At 59.4% G+C, this 17,452-nt stretch carries 16 protein-coding genes and 1 pseudogene; 5 read left to right on the forward strand and 12 right to left on the reverse strand.

Annotated features, from left to right (window positions below; all coding sequences use genetic code 11):
• Window positions 1–4: 4 nt before the first annotated feature.
• Both ACM6IR_RS12970 and ACM6IR_RS12975 read right to left on the reverse strand, forming a co-directional pair.
• A complete protein-coding gene (locus tag ACM6IR_RS12970; protein WP_414908062.1) occupies window positions 5–970 on the reverse strand; it encodes a 2-hydroxyacid dehydrogenase in 966 nt (321 codons plus the stop codon).
• Between the two features lie 86 nt (window positions 971–1,056).
• Window positions 1,057–1,197, reverse strand: a pseudogene (locus ACM6IR_RS12975) (TetR/AcrR family transcriptional regulator); the annotation flags it as partial.
• Between the two features lie 225 nt (window positions 1,198–1,422).
• On the opposite strand from ACM6IR_RS12975, the gene ACM6IR_RS12980 reads away from it, so the two are divergent.
• Window positions 1,423–2,703: a serine/threonine transporter gene (locus tag ACM6IR_RS12980; protein WP_414908063.1), complete on the forward strand. Its 1,281-nt coding sequence runs from the start codon at window positions 1,423–1,425 to the stop codon at window positions 2,701–2,703.
• 233 nt (window positions 2,704–2,936) lie between these two features.
• Window positions 2,937–4,595: a SulP family inorganic anion transporter gene (locus ACM6IR_RS12985; RefSeq protein WP_414908064.1), complete on the forward strand. Its 1,659-nt coding sequence runs from the start codon at window positions 2,937–2,939 to the stop codon at window positions 4,593–4,595.
• 182 nt (window positions 4,596–4,777) lie between these two features.
• Here the strand turns inward: ACM6IR_RS12985 and acnB are convergent, their stop codons facing one another.
• The gene (gene acnB / locus ACM6IR_RS12990; protein WP_414908361.1) at window positions 4,778–7,387 is read right to left on the reverse strand and encodes a bifunctional aconitate hydratase 2/2-methylisocitrate dehydratase; all 2,610 of its coding nucleotides are present in this window, start codon (window positions 7,385–7,387) and stop codon (window positions 4,778–4,780) included.
• Between the two features lie 407 nt (window positions 7,388–7,794).
• Between acnB and ACM6IR_RS12995 the strand changes: the two genes are divergently transcribed.
• The gene (locus ACM6IR_RS12995) at window positions 7,795–8,265 is read left to right on the forward strand and encodes a DUF1289 domain-containing protein (protein WP_008028699.1); all 471 of its coding nucleotides are present in this window, start codon (window positions 7,795–7,797) and stop codon (window positions 8,263–8,265) included.
• An 89-nt stretch (window positions 8,266–8,354) separates the two neighbouring features.
• Here the strand turns inward: ACM6IR_RS12995 and ACM6IR_RS13000 are convergent, their stop codons facing one another.
• Window positions 8,355–9,218, reverse strand: a complete 864-nt coding sequence (locus tag ACM6IR_RS13000; RefSeq protein WP_414908065.1) for a universal stress protein — start codon at window positions 9,216–9,218, stop codon at window positions 8,355–8,357.
• Between the two features lie 160 nt (window positions 9,219–9,378).
• On the opposite strand from ACM6IR_RS13000, the gene ACM6IR_RS13005 reads away from it, so the two are divergent.
• On the forward strand, window positions 9,379–9,987 hold the full coding sequence (locus tag ACM6IR_RS13005; RefSeq protein ID WP_414908066.1) for a tRNA-(ms[2]io[6]A)-hydroxylase: 609 nt from the start codon (window positions 9,379–9,381) through the stop codon (window positions 9,985–9,987).
• A 150-nt stretch (window positions 9,988–10,137) separates the two neighbouring features.
• On the opposite strand, the gene ACM6IR_RS13010 is transcribed toward ACM6IR_RS13005, so the two are convergent.
• The 6 genes from ACM6IR_RS13010 to ACM6IR_RS13035 all read right to left on the reverse strand — a co-directional run bounded on the left by ACM6IR_RS13010 (window position 10,138) and on the right by ACM6IR_RS13035 (window position 15,147).
• Complete coding sequence (locus tag ACM6IR_RS13010; RefSeq protein ID WP_414908067.1) at window positions 10,138–10,626, reverse strand: GFA family protein; 489 nt, start codon at window positions 10,624–10,626, stop codon at window positions 10,138–10,140.
• A 154-nt stretch (window positions 10,627–10,780) separates the two neighbouring features.
• Entirely contained in the window at window positions 10,781–11,398 is a 618-nt protein-coding gene (locus ACM6IR_RS13015; protein WP_414908068.1) for a DNA-3-methyladenine glycosylase family protein, read from the reverse strand.
• Between the two features lie 5 nt (window positions 11,399–11,403).
• The gene (locus tag ACM6IR_RS13020) at window positions 11,404–12,207 is read right to left on the reverse strand and encodes an isocitrate lyase/PEP mutase family protein (RefSeq protein ID WP_414908069.1); all 804 of its coding nucleotides are present in this window, start codon (window positions 12,205–12,207) and stop codon (window positions 11,404–11,406) included.
• A 42-nt stretch (window positions 12,208–12,249) separates the two neighbouring features.
• Entirely contained in the window at window positions 12,250–13,332 is a 1,083-nt protein-coding gene (locus ACM6IR_RS13025) for a bifunctional transcriptional activator/DNA repair enzyme AdaA (RefSeq protein WP_414908070.1), read from the reverse strand.
• An 80-nt stretch (window positions 13,333–13,412) separates the two neighbouring features.
• Window positions 13,413–14,453, reverse strand: a complete 1,041-nt coding sequence (locus tag ACM6IR_RS13030; RefSeq protein ID WP_414908071.1) for an EamA family transporter — start codon at window positions 14,451–14,453, stop codon at window positions 13,413–13,415.
• A 73-nt stretch (window positions 14,454–14,526) separates the two neighbouring features.
• Complete coding sequence (locus ACM6IR_RS13035) at window positions 14,527–15,147, reverse strand: LysE family translocator (protein WP_414908072.1); 621 nt, start codon at window positions 15,145–15,147, stop codon at window positions 14,527–14,529.
• 170 nt (window positions 15,148–15,317) lie between these two features.
• Here ACM6IR_RS13035 and ACM6IR_RS13040 point away from each other — a divergent pair, with 170 nt between their 5' ends.
• Window positions 15,318–15,902 (forward strand): LysE family translocator, encoded by a 585-nt coding sequence (locus ACM6IR_RS13040; RefSeq protein WP_414908073.1) that lies wholly within the window; start codon window positions 15,318–15,320, stop codon window positions 15,900–15,902.
• Here the strand turns inward: ACM6IR_RS13040 and ACM6IR_RS13045 are convergent.
• Window positions 15,899–16,732, reverse strand: coding sequence for a helix-turn-helix domain-containing protein (locus tag ACM6IR_RS13045; RefSeq protein ID WP_414908074.1), 834 nt, complete (start codon window positions 16,730–16,732; stop codon window positions 15,899–15,901). The genes ACM6IR_RS13040 and ACM6IR_RS13045 overlap by 4 nt on opposite strands.
• Before the next feature lie 35 nt (window positions 16,733–16,767).
• Complete coding sequence (locus tag ACM6IR_RS13050) at window positions 16,768–17,265, reverse strand: VOC family protein (protein ID WP_414908075.1); 498 nt, start codon at window positions 17,263–17,265, stop codon at window positions 16,768–16,770.
• Between the last annotated feature and the right edge of the window lie 187 nt (window positions 17,266–17,452).

Here is a 17,452-nt window from a genome sequence, read left to right on the forward strand (position 1 = left end):
CGCTTCAGAACATGGCCTTGCTTATCGCCGGGGGCAGGGCGACCGGCGTCAGCACCGGCTGATTGGAGAAAAACGCCACCAGGTTGCGGCCCACCAGCTCCACCGTGCCTTGCGTGGCTTCCGGCGACAGACCGGCGACATGCGGGGTCAGGATGACGTTGGTCAGGCCCTTGAGAGCGTCCGGCACGTGGGGTTCGGCATCGAAGACATCCAGCGCGGCTCCGGCAATTCGCAGCTGCTCCAGCGCATTGATCAGGTCTGCAGTGACGATCACGCTGGCTCGGGCGATATTGACGATGAAACCTTTGGGGCCCAACGCGTCGAGCACCTGTCGGTTGATCAGGTGTTTAGTGGCAAGGCCGCCGGGTGTAGCGATCATCAGGAAATCCGAGACGCGTGCCAGCTCGGTGGGGGTCGAACAGAAGGTGTAAGGCACGTCGCTGCGATGCTGGCGGTTGTGGTAACTCACTGTCATGTCAAAACCGTGGGCGGCACGTTTGGCGATGGCCATGCCGACGGCCCCGAGGCCGAGGATGCCCAGGCGTTTGCCAGCCAGGGAGGGACGCATGATTTTTGGCCATTCGCCGCGGCGCACGGCGGCGTCGCAGCGCGGAATGTCTCGCACCAGTGACAGCAGCATCGCCATGGCGTGGTCGGCGACCGAAGAGGCGTTGACCCCGGCACCGTTGGTGACGGTAATGCCCCGGTCGGCGGCGGCTTGCAAGTCGACGTGTTCATAACCGGCGCCGATCACGCAAATGATCTTGAGATTGGCCAAGGCGGCGATTTCATCGGCATACAGCCCCAGCGGACCGCGCGTCAGGACCGCATCGATTTGCCCGGCGTGCCGTGTAATGGCAGCGGCGCGCTCGGCAGGGGTGGGAGCCAGTATCAGGTGAAAGCCCTGATGCTCGAGAATCGACAGGTAATCATTGATGGTTTCAACCAGTACCAGAACGGTTACAGGCATGCTGGGCTCCTGTGGGCGGCGGAATGTCGAGGCTCGAATAGCGCTGGAGATTGCTGGCACCAACGCCGTTTGGCAATGTGCATCTACAGCATAGTTTCAAGCCCTTGAGTGTAGGTCTGGTGCAAGCCACTTTCCGCTGTTTCATGACACATGTTGCCGGCAAACGCGATGACCGGGCAGCTTTCTCCCGGATTATCACGATTGGCCGCTGACAAATACGGCGCGATGATGCTCGCGCTGGCCGTGACGCGGCCTCGACGAAGGTTTCGCCATCTCTATTAATTAAGGTCTCGAAAAATCTCATCCGTAGCACCACTCCTCAGCTAAGTCTTTGCTTCTGCTCACTAATCCCGGACAATCGCGCCCCTGTTTCGGTCAGGACGCTGCCTGTCGGGTTTTTCCGACTCGTTCTGACCGGGTAGCAAATGACCGGAATGCGGAGATCTCACCGGATGAATGATCAGGCCAATAGCGTCGACGAACGCTATATAGCGGCGACACCATCGACTCTTTCGAACTGGAATCGCCATGACACCACGTGGATGCTCGGCCTGTTTGGCACGGCCATCGGCGCCGGCACCCTGTTTTTGCCGATCAACGCGGGGCTGGGCGGGTTCTGGCCATTGATGGTCCTGGCGGTGTTGGCGTTCCCCATGACGTTTTACGCGCACCGTGGCCTGACCCGCTTCGTGTTGTCCGGACGCGAAGGCGCAGACATCACCGAAGTGGTTGAAGAACACTTCGGTATCAAGGCCGGTGCGCTGATCACCTTGCTGTACTTCTTCGCGATTTTCCCGATCCTGTTGATCTATAGCGTGGCGCTGACCAACACCGTGGGCAGTTTCCTCGAACACCAACTGCACATCATGCCGCCGCCGCGGGTCGTGCTGTCGTTCGTGCTGATCGTTGGCCTGCTGGCCGTGGTGCGTTGCGGCGAGCAAGCGATCGTCAAGGCCATGAGCCTGATGGTTTATCCGTTTATCGTTGCGCTGCTGTTTTTGGCGGTGTTCCTGATTCCTCACTGGAACGGCGGCATCCTCGCGACCGCATCGACCCTGCCTGAGCCGTCGGCGTTGCTGCACACCTTGTGGCTGGCGATTCCGGTGATGGTGTTCTCGTTCAACCACTCACCGATCATCTCGGCGTTCGCCGTGGATCAGAAACGTCGTTACGGTGAGCACGCCGAGGAGCGCAGTTCGCAAATCCTGTCCCGCGCCCACGCCATGATGGTGGTTATGGTGCTGTTCTTCGTCTTCAGCTGCGTGTTGACCCTGTCGCCCGCGCAACTGGCGGAGGCCAAGGCGCAGAACTTGTCGATCCTGTCGTACCTGGCTAACCACTTCAGCAACCCGACCATCGCCTTCGCGGCGCCGTTGATTGCGTTCGTGGCCATTTCCAAGTCGTTCCTGGGCCACTACATTGGCGCCAGTGAAGGCCTTAAGGGCTTGATTGTAAAAAGCGGCAAGCGCCCGGCGCCGAAGACGCTGAACCGTATGACTGCCGGGTTCATGCTGGTGGTTTGCTGGATCGTTGCGACGCTGAACCCGAGCATTCTCGGGATGATCGAAACCCTTGGCGGGCCGGTTATTGCGGCGATCCTGTTCCTGATGCCGATGTACGCGATCCGCAAAGTGCCGGCCATGGCGCGTTATCGCGGTCAGGCGTCCAACGTCTTCGTGGCGGCGGTGGGCCTGGTGGCGATCTCGGCATTGATCTATTCGCTGTCTGCCTGACGCATTCCCCGTAGGAGCGAGGCTTGCCCGCGAAGAACGATAACGCGGGCTTGCAGTATGTCCGCGTGATGGCCTTCGCGGGCAAGCCTCGCTCCTACGAGGGGTGGGGTTTTATTGCGTTGTAAACACTCGGCACTTGATCCAGGGCCGGCATTGTGTGTGATTAACGACTAATCTGGAGCCTGCATAAGCGCGTCGTAGAGCGTTTTTTGATCTTTCTCTGGAGACGCTTCATGGCAGGTGCTCACGACGCATTGACGCAATCCCGTGATCCGTCCAACCGATGGCTGGACGTCCTGGCCGGGTTATCGATTGCCGGCTTGTTGTTGCCCGAGGCCGTCGCCTATTCAAGCATTGCCGCGTTGCCGCCACAGACCGGGGTCATTGCGTTGTTTGCCGGTCTGCTTTGCTACGGCCTGTTCGGCACCAGCCGCTTTGCCATCGTTTCCGCGACCTCATCGTCGGCAGCGGTCCTGGCCGCCGTCACCGCCACGATGGCCAATGGTGACTCGGGTTTGCGCATGACCCTGGCGGTCGGCCTGGTGTTGGTGACCGGTGGTTTCTTCCTCCTGGCCGGGTTGTTCAAACTCGGTAGCACCACTTCATTTATTGCCAAACCGGTATTACGCGGCTTTGCGTTGGGCCTGGCCATCACTATCATCCTCAAACAGGTCGCGAGTGCCGTCGATGTGCACTTGGACAGCGGCAATCTGATTCGTTTCATGCCGCAATTGCTGGAGCAATTGCCCCAGTGGAATCGGGTCGGCGCGCTCGTGGCGGCCGTGTCATTGCTGGTGTTGTGGCTGTGCGCACGCGTGCGGCGTTTACCGGGTGGGTTGCTGGTGGTGGCGCTCGGTATTGCGGCCGGCCAATGGCTGGATTTGTCGGCCTACGGCGTGAAGCTGATCGGCGTGATCGATTTAAGCCTGGACGTGCCACATCTTCCGGTGTTGCCGTTTGCTAATTGGCTGCGGCTTGGGGAGTTGGCATTTGCCATGGTGATGATTCTGTATGCCGAATCCTACGGATCGATCAGCTCCTTTGCGCTCAAACACGGCGATCGGGTGTCCTCGAACCGTGACCTGTTGGCCCTCGGTGCGGCCAATCTGCTGTCGGGCTTGTTCCATGGCATGCCAGCGGGCGCAGGCTACTCTGCGACCTCGGCCAATGAGGCCGCGGGTGCAGGTTCGCGGATGGCGGGTGCCGTAGCGGCGGGGGTGGTGTTGCTGATCGTCTTGACGGCGTTGCCTTACATTGCACTGACGCCTGAGCCGGTGCTGGCCGCTATCGTCATTCACGCCTTGGCCCGAGGCTTGAGTTTGCAGCCGTTGGGGCGCTATTTCATCTGGCGCCGCGACCGCCTGCTGGTGATCTGCGCGGTGGCAGCGGTGTTGGTGCTTGGCGTGCTGGACGGCTTGTTGGTCGCAGTGGCGATCAGCGTGCTGCTGATGCTCAAACAGATGTCATCGGCGGATATTCAAGTGCTCGGGCAAATGGCTGGGGGGCACGATTTTGTCGACTTGCACCTCCATCCTCAAGCCAAGGAAATACCGGGCATACTGATTGTCAGGCCGAACGAAGCGCTGTTTTTCGCCAATGTGGAGCGCATTCTGGGTGGCGCCTTGCACTTGGCCCGCCACGCCGAGCCGCCGATTCATACGATTATTTTGAGCCTGGAAGAATCTCCGGACCTGGACGGCACGAGCATCGAAGCGCTGGAAGCATTCTTTTTGCGGGTGCGTGCCGAAGACAAATTGCTGATTCTGGCGCGGCTAAAGGACCAGGCTAAAGTTGTACTGTCGCTGTTACCGGCGCGAGAGCTGGAGCAGGTGATTCTCAGCGATTTGAGTGTCGACGGTGCGGTGCAACAAGCACTTAAGTTGTCTGCATAACCTCGCGCTTAACCTGTGGGAGCGAGCTTGCTCGCGATAGCGGTATTTCATTCAACATCACTATTGACTGACACACTGCCATCGCGAGCAAGCTCGCTCCTACAGGGTTAGTGCAAATCGTACAGGCATAAAAAAACGCCGCTCATCTCACGATGGGCGGCGTTTTTTATAGCGTTGTAACGTTAGGCTTGAACGACCGGAATATTGGCGTTCGCAGCGGCTTCACGGAACTCGGCAATCTGGTCGAAGGACAGGTAGCGGTAGACATCGGCCGCCATGCTGTCGATCTTGCCAGCGTATTCCATGTACTCCTCGACGGTCGGCAGGCGACCCAGGATGGAAGCAACAGACGCCAGCTCGGCCGAAGCCAGGTAGACGTTCGCGCCGTCACCCAGACGGTTCGGGAAGTTACGGGTCGACGTCGACACTACAGTGGAGTTCGGCTCTACACGTGCCTGGTTACCCATGCACAGCGAGCAGCCTGGCATTTCCATGCGTGCGCCGGCCTTGCCGTAGATGCCGTAGTAGCCTTCTTCGGTCAACTGGTGAGCATCCATCTTGGTCGGTGGCGACAGCCACAGACGGGTTGGAAGCTGACCCTTGACCTGATCCAGCAACTTGCCGGCAGCACGGAAGTGACCGATGTTGGTCATGCACGAACCGATGAACACTTCGTCGATCTTTTCGCCAGCAACGCTGGAGAGCAGACGGGCGTCGTCCGGATCGTTTGGCGCGCAGAGCACAGGCTCTTTGATGTCGGCCAGGTCGATTTCGATGACTTCAGCGTATTCGGCGTCAGCATCGGCCACCATCAACTCAGGGTTGGCGATCCAGGCTTCCATCGCTTGGGCACGACGTTCCAGGGTACGCGCATCGCCGTAGCCTTCGCCGATCATCCAGCGCAGCAGGGTGATGTTGGAGCTCAGGTACTCGGTGATCGACTCTTTCGACAGCTTGATGGTGCAACCGGCAGCCGAACGTTCGGCCGAAGCGTCGGACAGCTCGAACGCTTGCTCGATGCTCAGGTTGTCCAGGCCCTCGATTTCCAGGATGCGGCCGGAGAAGGCGTTCTTCTTGCCTTTCTTCTCGACGGTCAACAGGCCAGCCTGAATCGCGAAGTAAGGAATGGCGTGAACCAGGTCACGCAGGGTGACGCCCGGTTGCATCTTGCCTTTGAAGCGCACCAGGATCGATTCCGGCATGTCCAGCGGCATAACGCCGGTGGCCGCGGCAAACGCAACCAGACCGGAACCGGCCGGGAACGAAATGCCCATCGGGAAACGGGTGTGGGAGTCACCACCGGTACCGACGGTGTCCGGCAGCAGCATGCGGTTCAGCCAGCTGTGGATGATGCCGTCGCCCGGACGCAGGGAAACGCCGCCGCGGGTCATGATGAAGTCTGGCAGGGTGTGGTGGGTGGTCACGTCGATCGGCTTAGGGTAAGCCGCGGTGTGGCAGAAGGACTGCATCACCAGATCGGTCGAGAAGCCCAGGCACGCCAGGTCTTTCAGTTCGTCACGGGTCATAGGACCGGTGGTGTCCTGGGAGCCGACGGTGGTCATCTTCGGTTCGCAGTAAGTACCTGGACGAACGCCTTTGCCTTCTGGCAGGCCGCAGGCCTTGCCGACCATTTTCTGCGCCAGGGTGTAGCCTTTGCCGGTGTCGACAGGGGCTTCAGGCAGCTTGAACAGGTCGGTAGGACCCAGACCCAGCTCGGCGCGGGCCTTGTCGGTCAGGCCGCGACCGATGATCAACGGGATACGGCCGCCAGCACGGACTTCGTCCAAAAGAACCGGAGTCTTCATTTGGAAGGTGGTCAGGACTTCGTCGGTGCCGTGTTTGCAGACTTTGCCAGCATGCGGGTACAGGTCGATCACGTCGCCCATGTTCATGTTGGTAACGTCGAATTCGATCGGCAGGGCGCCGGCATCTTCCATGGTGTTGTAGAAGATTGGAGCGATCTTGCTGCCGAAGCAGAAACCGCCAGCACGCTTGTTCGGCACGTAAGGAACGTCGTCGCCGAAGAACCACAGTACCGAGTTGGTCGCCGATTTACGCGAAGAACCGGTGCCGACCACGTCGCCAACGTAGGCGATCGGGAAGCCGGCGTTGCGCATTTCTTCGATCTGCTTCATCGGGCCGGTGACGCCCTGGGCGTCAGGCACGATGCCTTCACGGGCCATTTTCAGCATGGCCAGGGCGTGCAGAGGGATGTCCGGACGGGACCAGGCATCCGGGGCAGGGGACAGGTCGTCGGTGTTGGTTTCGCCGGTGACCTTGAACACGCGCAGGCTGATCTTGTCGGCCAGCACAGGGCGGTTCTTGAACCACTCGCCGTCAGCCCAGGATTGCAGCACGCCTTTAGCGTGAACGTTACCGTTCTTGGCTTTTTCAGCGACGTCGTGGAAAGCATCGAACATCAGCAGGGTGTGCTTGAGTTCTTTGGCGGCGACTGGCGCCAGTTCGGCGTCGTCCAGCAGGTTGACCAGGGTGACGATGTTGTAGCCGCCCTGCATGGTGCCGAGCAGTTCAACAGCGCGCTTTTTGTCGATCAGAGGGGATTTTGCTTCGCCTTTAGCGAGGGCAGACAGGAAGCCGGCCTTTACATAGGCTGCTTCGTCCACGCCTGGCGGAACGCGATTGGTGATCAGGTCAACGAGGAAAGCTTCTTCGCCAGCCGGGGGATTCTTCAGCAGCTCGACCAGGCCTGCAGTTTGTTCGGCGTTAAGCGGCTGGGGAACGATACCCAGTGCTGCGCGCTCTTCGATATGTTTGCGGTAGGCTTCAAGCACAGTTATTACCCTCATCAGTGGTCCCAAATGGGTGTCCGGGACGCTCATCCCGAAATTGCCGTACTCATGCGCTGCGTGGCGTTGTGGGCCACTTAGCCAGAATTACCGACAATTCCTTACAGAAGCTGCTTTCAAAGTTTTACGCCTGCAGAACGGGAGCTGATGAGGGTTGGCGTTGGGCTTTTCCCCGCTGGAAAAACCCGTCGCCAACACCGCTCTGAAGGAACGACTGTGCTCGTGACGCTTTGAAAACAGCTTCTAACGGACATTGGCGCCTTAAAAGGCTGGCTGATTCTACGGCAAAAAAAAATTAAAGGTAAGTTCGGCCCTGAATTTTGAGGGGTGATGAATGTTAGACAAAGGGCTAACATGCCAACCTGTTCTGCTTTCCCGTGTTTTCCTTACCTATGCCCAATCAGACCATCAAGACCCCTTGCGTCGGCCTCTGCTCCACTGTTTACGGTGATCTGGTGTGCCGTGGCTGCAAGCGTTTCCATCACGAAGTGATCAACTGGAATGGTTACAACGAGGAAGAAAAGCGCGCGGTGTGGCTGCGTCTGGAGCAGCTGTTATCGCAGGTGATGGCCAGCAAGCTGGAGGTTTTTGATCCTCAGCGCCTGCGTCTGCAGTTGGAGCAGCGCAAGATTCGCTTTGTGCCGCATCAGTCGGAATATTGCTGGGCTTATCAGCTGATCGCCCGGGGGGCGCGGGTGATTAACAATCTGGAAGCCTACGGGATGGTGCTGATGCCGGAGTTCCGTGACTGGAATTTGCCGGAACTGCGCGACGCCATTGATCGGGAATTCTTTCTGCTCTCCGAGGCGCATTACCAGCGGTACATCGCCCCCGGGTTCCTCAAGGACGCCTTCGGCGGCTAAGCGCTTCGCGAGCAGGCTCGCTCCCACAGGGGAATGTATTTCCAATGTGGGAGCCTGCTCGCGAAGGCGATATATACAGGCACCAAAAATCAATGTCGGGTCACAACTTCCTCTAGATGGTCCGAGATCTCTTCCGGTTTCAGCACCAGCACATCGCTCTCCACCGAATCCAGCACCACCTCCGCCGTATTACCGATCAAAGCTCCCGATAACCCGCTGCGCGCCACGGTGCCGATCACGACCACCGCCGCCTGCAGTTTGTGCACCATGAACGGAATCAACACATCCGCCGGCCCCTCCTCGATATGCAGGTGGTCGTCGTCGATGTCGAATTCGGCCTGGAACGCCTTGCACTGTTCGCGATAGCTCGCCTCGATGGTTTCGCTCAGCTGCAACGCCGGGTCGGGCGACGACAGCATGGGCGACGGGTGGGCACTGATCACATGCAGTTTGGCCTTGGCCAGGCTGGCGATGTCATAACCGATATCGATGATGGTGTGGTGCAGGTGGCGGTGTTCACCATCCGTGTTGCCCACATCGATTGCCGCCAAAATCACTTTGTCCTTCCACGAACCGGCGGTTTTTACCAGCAGCACCGGACTTGGACAGGTGCGCAGCAGTTTCCAGTCGTCGGGAGTCAGCAACGCTCTTTTTAGCGGGTTGTCCTGGTAATGCTGTTTGACCACCAGCCCGCAACCTTCCGCCTGCTGAACATCGACAATGGTTTCATGCAGGCTTTCATTCCAGGCCTGCTCGGTGGTGACGCTGTAACCGTCCGCCAGCAGGGCGGCCTTAAGTACGCCCAGCATGGCGCTGTGGTCATGTTTGCGGTCGCAGACCAGCAGGTGCAAATGGGCCTGGGTCACGCCGGCAATCAATTTCGCGCGCTTGAGCGCCAGGCTTTCCGAGTGTTCGGGCTCGATGACCACCAGAATGCTGCGAATGGCTTGCATGATCGGGATCTCCAGGAAGTAAAAAATACTGCGTGGAACAACTATAGTTGCTGGTCGGGCATTCGGGACTTGATGCATATCAACGGTTGGCGACTGGTGGTCTGCGGGCAGGCCGGTATAATCGGCGCCCTTCGTTTTGAACCTTTTATCCGTGAGCCCCATGATCCTTCCCGAAATTCACGAGTTCCTCGGCTGCCGTACTCCCGACGGCTGGGTCCAGGCCGCGCTGGCTGATCAGGAAACCCTGCTGATCGACCACAAGAACTGCGAATTCAAGGCCGCCAGCACGGCGTTGAGCCTGATTGCCAAGTATCACTCCCATGTCGATCTGATCAACCTGATGTCGCGTCTGGCCCGGGAAGAGCTGGTGCATCACGAACAGGTCATGCGCCTGATGAAAAAACGCAAGATCGAGCTGCGTCAGCTGTCCGCCGGGCGTTACGCCTCGGGCCTGCGCAAAGTGGTACGCAGCCACGAGCCGGTGAAGCTGGTGGACACGTTGGTGGTCGGCGCCTTTATCGAAGCTCGCAGCTGCGAGCGTTTCGAAGCGCTGGTGCCGCATCTCGACGAGGAGCTGGGCGCGTTCTACTTCGGCCTGTTGAAAAGCGAAGCGCGACATTTTCAGGGTTACTTGAAACTGGCCTATCAATACGGTGACGCCAAGGACATCGCTCAGGTGATCGACAGAGTCCGCGCCGCCGAGCAGGCACTGATCGAGTCGCCGGACGTGGAATTCCGTTTCCACAGCGGTGTGCCTGCCGCGGCCTGACACGTGGTCCATTTTGTAGGAGCGAGCTTGCTCCGGGCGGCGTTCCGACGATGGATTCAAGAACGCCGCGGTTAGCCAGTAAACACGCGTTATCGTTAAAGACCATCGTCGGAACGCCGCCCGGAGCAAGCTCGCTCCTACAAGTACCCCTTAGCGACTCAAACCCAGGCGTTCGTGCCAGTCGGCGATTGATTCTTCGGGATAAACCTCGAACTGTAGATCGCCGGGATGTACCTCGACTTCGACCCACGGCGCTTTGGAACCCAGCATCAAATGCGTGTGCTCCGGCGGCACTGGCAATGGAGTGTCGATGGCCGACGCAAACGGGTGAATCAGCTCTGGCCATTCAGGGCTGAACAACCACAAACCTGACCCGCACAGTGAACAAAAATGCCGCTGCGCCGTGCTGCTGTGGGCGCGCTTGTCACCTTCGTCCTTGAGTCGCGCATGGTAAATCGCGATGTACTTGCGGCCGCGAACCTTCAGGCTAGCGGCGTCGCCACCCAGGTTGATCGCATAACCGCCACCGCCCTGGGTCTTGCGGCAAATCGAGCAGTAGCAACGTTGGTAAGGGTAGGGGGTTGCGCTGTTCAAACTGAACGACACGGCGCCGCAATGGCAGGAACCTTCGAGTTGCATGGGAACCTCCGGCAGTTGAATTGATTTAAAACAGCCTGGCGGGCCCCTTCGCGAGCAGGCTCGCTCCCACAGGGGTCTTCAATGAATACAAGTTTTGTATATGACATCGATCCCCTGTGGGAGCGAGCCGGCTCGCGAAGAACGATAACGCGGACTACCGGTTAGGCACCCGCCACAAATACCAGGAAGCCACCGTCCGAAACGGACTCCACCCCAACCCGATCTCGATCATCTGCTTACGCATTGGCTGCACCTCCAATCCCTTCAGCCGGCGATACCCTTCGCGCACGCCAAAGTCATCTGCCGGTAAAATATCCGGCCGCTCCAGGCTGTAGATCAGCAACATCTCAACCGTCCAGCGCCCAACTCCGCGCAGTGTGATCAGGCGCTCGATCAGCGCCTCATCCTCCATCGCCAGTGCTGTGGCGTAATCGGGTACCACACCAATCAGCGTCGCTTGAGCAATGCCCTGAATGGTCGCGATCTTGCTGGCGGAAAAACCGCAACTGCGCAATTGATCGAACTCAGTCGCGACAATCTGTTCAGGCCTCGGAAACGCGCCCGTCCCAAACAACGCCAGCAGCCGACCGACAATCGCATCCCCGGCCCTGGCGTGCAGTTGCTGGTAGGCAATCGCCCGCACCAGCGACTCATAAGGATCGCGCGCCGCATGGGGCTGGTGCAGGCAGGGGCCGATGGCAGCGATATGGCGACGCCAATCTTCGTCGATGGACGCCATGAACTCAGTGGCGGCCAGATAGGTATCGGGCATGGTGGTTAAACGTTCCTGGTCGCTGTCAACAAGGCGTTAACTTCCCCATATGTGAAGGCCTTGAGGTGGCGGGTGTCGAGCTTGCCTGTTTGCAGAAAACTCTGCGCCAGGGATGCCATGGCACCATAAAGAAACTCGGCGATACCCGAACCTGCGCTCAAACGGCGTACGCCGAGCGCTTTCAACTCTTCAGGCGATGGCAGGCCGGGGAGCCCGAGTACGTTCACCGGCAGCGAGGTGCCCTGGCACAGCGCAGCGATCTCGTACTCTGCCGTGACGCCAGCGGCGAACAATCCATCGGCACCGGCCGCCTGATACAACGCGGCGCGCTTGAGCGTCTCTGCCACGCGATCTTCGGCGGGCACCAGGCTTTTGAGGTACACATCGGTTCGGGCGTTGATGAACAGCTTTACCTGGCGGCGACTGGCAACTTCGCGAGCGATTTCAATCTTGCGCACCAGCAGCTCTGGCGCGGAGGTTCCGTCCTCGATGTTGATCCCGACGGCCCCGGCGGCCATTACCGCCTCAATGACTTTGGCAACCCGCTTCAGGTCATCGGAATAACCGGCCTCGATGTCCACGGTCAACGGCACCGAAATCACCCGAGCGATGGACTCGACCGTTGATACCAGGCGCTCAAGGGGCAGGGCGTTGCCATCCGGATAACCGTGAGCCCAAGCAACCGCCGCGCTGCTGGTGGCAACGGCTTTGCTGCCCAGTTGCTCGACGATTCGCGCGCCAGCGGCATCGGCGACGTTGGTGAGAATCAACAGGCCGTTTTGGTGTAACTGGTGAAATAGGGTGTCCATCGAATGTCCTTCCTTATGACTTTTTGAGAAACCTGCCAGTAATCAGAATGCAAATTGTCGGGTGATCTGCACCGCCACTTTTTCCAGCCGGAGCAAGAATGCCTTGCGCGCTTGTCCTCCACCATAGCCCGTCAGCGAGCCGTCTGCGCCGATCACCCGGTGACAGGGCACCACAATCGAGAGACGGTTATGCCCGTTGGCCAGGCCCACGGCGCGACTGGCGCCGGGTTTGCCCAACAGGGCCGCGATGGCGCCGTAGGTGCTGGTCTGGCCGTAGCGGATTTTCATCAGCTCGGCCCAGACTCCTCGAGCGAAATCGCTGCCAGGCAAGTGCAGTGGAACGTTGAAGTCAGTGAGTTCGCCAGTGAAGTACTGCGCCAGCTCCTTTTCGATTTGCTGCAAATGCGCGTTATGTCCTGGCGCGACCGCATAACCGTATCGATTCTGCAATTCTTCGACTTCCCTGGTCAGCGCAGGTCGATCAAGAAACTCCAGCAGCACCAGCCCGCGTCGCTCGGCCATGGCGATCATCGGCCCCAGTGGTGTAGTCAGGCGCGTGAACAGCAGCGGCTCGCTGTTAGCGGCCCGCCCCGGCGTGATGTGGAAGGATTTGTGAAACGCATCGCGAAAGCCGCTGAGGGATTCGTAGCCGGAGTCGAACGCGGCGGCATCGATAGAATCACCCTGCTTAATGCCGCCCAACGCCATGCCGAGGCGTCGGGTGCGCAGCCAGGCGTGGAAGGTCATGCCGAAATGCTGCTTGAACCAGCGGCGCAGTTTCAGCGGCTCGATACCCTCGGCCAGCAACTGGGCATCAGTCCAGCGCTGGTCGGGCTCGGCGTCTACCGACTTGAGCAGCCGCTGCACCCAGTCCGGGGCAATGGCCGCCGCGTCCAGCGGCTTGCAGCGCAGGCAGGCGCGGTAGCCGGCCGACATGCACTCATCGGCATTGGCGAAGAACTCGACATTCTCCGGTTTCGGTTTGCGCGCCGTGCAACTGGGGCGACAGAAGATGCCGGTGGTTTTGACCGCGGTAAAGAACACCCCCTCATAGGCGGTGTCTCGTTCGAGCATGGCGCGAACCATCTCGGCGTGGGGCGGAAGAAAAGCGTTTTGTAGGTTCATGAAGTCAGCATAAGACGCGTCGTCTAACGCCTCCACCGGAAAATCGACAGAGAATTCCAGTCATTCATCATCACGGCTGGCTAATGGTCATGTCGGTGATGGATGTCGGGAAAATGTGCATGACTGTGGCGCAGCGGCGTGTGTTCATGTTCGTGACTATGGGGTTCGGTTCCGTCCCACTGGAACGAGTGTTCATGTTGATGGTGCTCGTCGTGCACGTGGGGATGAGCATGCTTGAGCGCCTCATGTTGATGCTCATGGGCATGACTTTCCTTGAGATGAATCCATACCCCAAGGCCCATTAACAGCGACGCAGCCCAAAACGTCAGCGTGACGGGTTCATCCAGCAGCAGGATGGCAATCGCCGCGCCGAGGAAAGGTGCCGTGGAAAAATAGGCGCCGGTACGCGCAGTGCCCAGGCCTCGAAGCGCCAGAACGAATAACACCAGGCTGATGCCATACCCCAGGAAACCGACGATCAACGTAGGTCCAAGCACCGTTATATGTGGCAGTGTTGCGCCGAGCACCAGCGCCAGAGAACAGTTCACCACCCCGGCGACCAACCCCTTGATGCCGGCGATAAATAGCGCGTCCGAGGCCGATACCTTGCGTGTCAGGTTGTTATCGATCGCCCAGCAGGCGCAGGCGAGCGCTACCGCCAACGGTCCGATCCAGCCCTGTGGCTGAGCCGAGTTCTGGGGCCAGGCCAGCAGCAAGCCACCGGCGACGATTGCCAGCATTCCGGCGACGATGCGCCGGTCAGCGTTTTCCTTGAATACCACCCAGGCCAGCACGGCGGTCAATACTGATTCGAGGTTGAGCAGTAACGAGGCCGTGGCGCCGGAGGTCAGGGTCAAACCGAACATCAGCGCCACCGGCCCGAGCACGCCACCGAAAGCGATGGCACCGATCAGCCATGGCCACTCCGACGATTTCAGGCCGCTGCGCTGCCAGCCCCGGTCACGCAACAGTCTGACGAGCGTCAGGCCCACACCGCTGCCCATGTACAACAACCCGGCCAGCAGGATAGGTGAAAGGTTCAGGCCCAGTAACTTGGCCAATGGCGTACTCGCGCCAAAAAGAGCGGCAGCGCCAAGGGCGTAGACAATGTTCAGGTTCATTCAAGGCTCGTTGGGTATTGATTACGGATCACGCGCAGTTTGAACCTGTGTTGCATCCAGTCAACCGATAACCTCAGGCTCGCCGCGCCATCAGCAATACCGAAGCTGCCGCCGACAACAAACCTGCGCAGCAACGGTTGAAAATCCGCTTGCCCCGGGGTTCGGCAAACCAGCGCCGCATGTGCAGGCCCATGTAGGCGTAGGCAGCGATGGCGATCCATTCCAGTACCAGGAACAACGCGCCCAACACCGCGAATTGCGGCGATACGGCGTGGGTCGAGTCGACGAACTGGGGCAGGAACGCGGTGAAGATCAGGATGGCTTTCGGATTCCCGGCCGCCACCAGGAACTCCTGCCGCGTCAACGCCAGAATCCCCAGCGGTGCGTTTGCTGCCACGGTGCCCGCCCCAGGGGCCGCGCGCCACAATTGCCAGGCGAGGTAGAGCAGATACGCCGCCCCCAGAATCTTGATCCCGTAGAACAACAACTGCGACGTTTGCAGCACCACCGCCAGCCCCGCCGCGGCGAGGGCGATCATGCCGGCGAACGCGAGCAAACGACCGATCCCGGCGACACAGGCGGTGCGGTAGCCGTAGCGGGTCGAATTGCTGACCGACAACAAGTTGTTTGGCCCGGGCGCCATGTTCAAGGCAAAGCAGGCCGGAAGAAACAGGGTGAGGGTGGCGAGGTCCATGACGGGGCTCCAAAAGCGGGAGCGGTATTTTTATCACAGGCGTGGGGTGGCTTGCCCCATACAGTGGAAGACGCCGGTCGCGGTACAGCTTAGGGGTGTTTTGTTCAATACAGCCATCAGTCCGCTATTTACCTTGAGGCTTCGTTCAACTGAAGTGAAGAAGGTCTGTGATGAGTCTGATTATCTCCATGGCGGCGTTCGCATTGGTGGCGTCGATTACGCCGGGACCGGTGAATATCGTGGCGTTGAGTTCTGGCGCGCAGTTTGGTTTTCGCGCCAGTCAACGGCATGTCGCCGGGGCAACGCTGGGTTTCGTCGCGTTATTGGTGTTGATGGGATTAGGCCTGCATGAAGTGTTGCAGCGATGGCCAGCACTGACGCAGGTCGTGCAATGGGCGGGTGTGGCATTCCTGTTGTACATGGCCTTCAAGTTGGCGGCCGACAATGGGCTTATGGATGTGAAGGCATCAGGCCGGGCGCCGTCGATGGTGTACGGCGCCGTCATGCAATGGCTCAACCCGAAAGCCTGGCTGGCCTGTGTGGCCGGCATGGGCGCGTTTGTCGCCGATGGCGAAGCGCGGCTGGTCTGGCAGTTTGCAGCGGTGTATCTGGTGATTTGCTACCTGTCCGTCGGTTGCTGGGCGTATGCGGGGACGTTTTTACGCGGCTACCTGAGTAACCCGGCGGGCATGCGTCTGTTCAATCGGAGCATGGCGTTGCTGCTGGCCGCGAGCGCGATGTACCTGTTGTTTTAGCCGCGATACTGCCCCGGTGTCGCCGCCAGGTGTTGCTTGAACGCACGCTGGAAATGCGCCTGATCGGCAAACCCGGCTTCGAGCGCCACATCGGCGATCAACTTGCCGCTACGTAATTGATCCTGGGCGAACTGGATGCGCCGGTTGACCAGAAACGCGTGGGGCGTCATGCCGTAACGTTGCTTGAACGCGCGTATCAGGTAGGACGGCGACAGCTGAGCGGCTTCGCAAATGTCTTCGAGCTTGAGCAGGTGCGTGCAGTGGTCGCGGATGTATTCGGCGGCGCGCTCCAGTTTGAAATTGGGCTCGCGCAGCGGTTGATCGCCGGGGTTGAGTCGTTGCTGCACCTCGGTGAAAAACTCCACCGTAGCGCTGTGTTTGCCCAGCACGTCTTGCTGTGGATCGACCAACACCTCGTACAAACCTTTCAGGCCGTGAAACAGGCTGGCGTCGCGATTGTGGCTGATGGCGAACCGGCGAAAGGCCAGGTCGTGGCTGAACCCCAACTGGTGCTGCAAATCGGTGAGCCACGCCGTATCGACGTACAACATCAGGTAGGACCAGGGCTGATCGTCAATCGGATTGCAGGCGTGAACATCGCCCGGATTCATCAGCACCACGGTGCCAGCGCTGACCTGAAACTGCGATTGCTCATGAATATAAGTGCTGCACCCGGCGGTGATTGCACCGATGGAAAAGTGCGCGTGAGAATGCCGGGTGTAGCAGACCTCGCGTCCATCGGCGATGGAACGGGCTTCGATGAAGGGCAGGGCGTCGTCGCGCCAGAAGCGCGGGGCTTTGTCAGCATCCTTGGCAACAGTGTGCTTCATCGTCAGTATCCTCGGCCGGCGAGCACAGGAGTGTATTAGCTCTCACCGTTAAAGGCTCGTTGCAACGTGGCAATATCGAGTTTTTTCATTTGCATCATCGCTTGCATGGCGCGCTGGGACTTTGCTGTGTCCGGGTCTTTGAGCATGTCCATCATTGCGATCGGCACGATCTGCCACGACAGGCCGAATTTGTCCTTGAGCCAACCGCATTGCTCGTTCTGCGGATGAGCGGACAGTGCTCCCCAGAAATGGTCGACTTCATCCTGGGTCTGGCAATTGACCTGAAATGAGATCGCTTCGGTGAACTTGAATACAGGGCCGCCATTGAGGCCGGTGAATGGTTGCCCATCCAGTTCGAAACTGACCGTCATGACCGAGCCGGCAGGCCGGCCATGAACCTCCTGGCCAGCCTTGCCGTAATGGGTAATGGCGGTGATTTTCGAATGATCGAAGATCGAGCAATAAAACGTTGCCGCCGCTTCAGCCTGATCGTCGAACCAGAGGCAGGGAGTCAGTTTTTGAACGCGTTGCATGGTGGTGCTCCTCTACGGGTTACGCATGCCGGACTTTCAGCGTAGTCAGGCTCTGGTCGTCTGGCCGTACCGTAGATCGACAAATGCAGCGGGTTAATCGTGTTTGATGAAGTCGATATGACTACTGATAGAGTCATAACGACCATTTCTGGTGGTGGTCGTTTTGACATCGAATGATGTCAGGGCC

This window comes from Pseudomonas sp. IT-P253, assembly GCF_949768125.1.
Lineage (GTDB): Bacteria > Pseudomonadota > Gammaproteobacteria > Pseudomonadales > Pseudomonadaceae > Aquipseudomonas.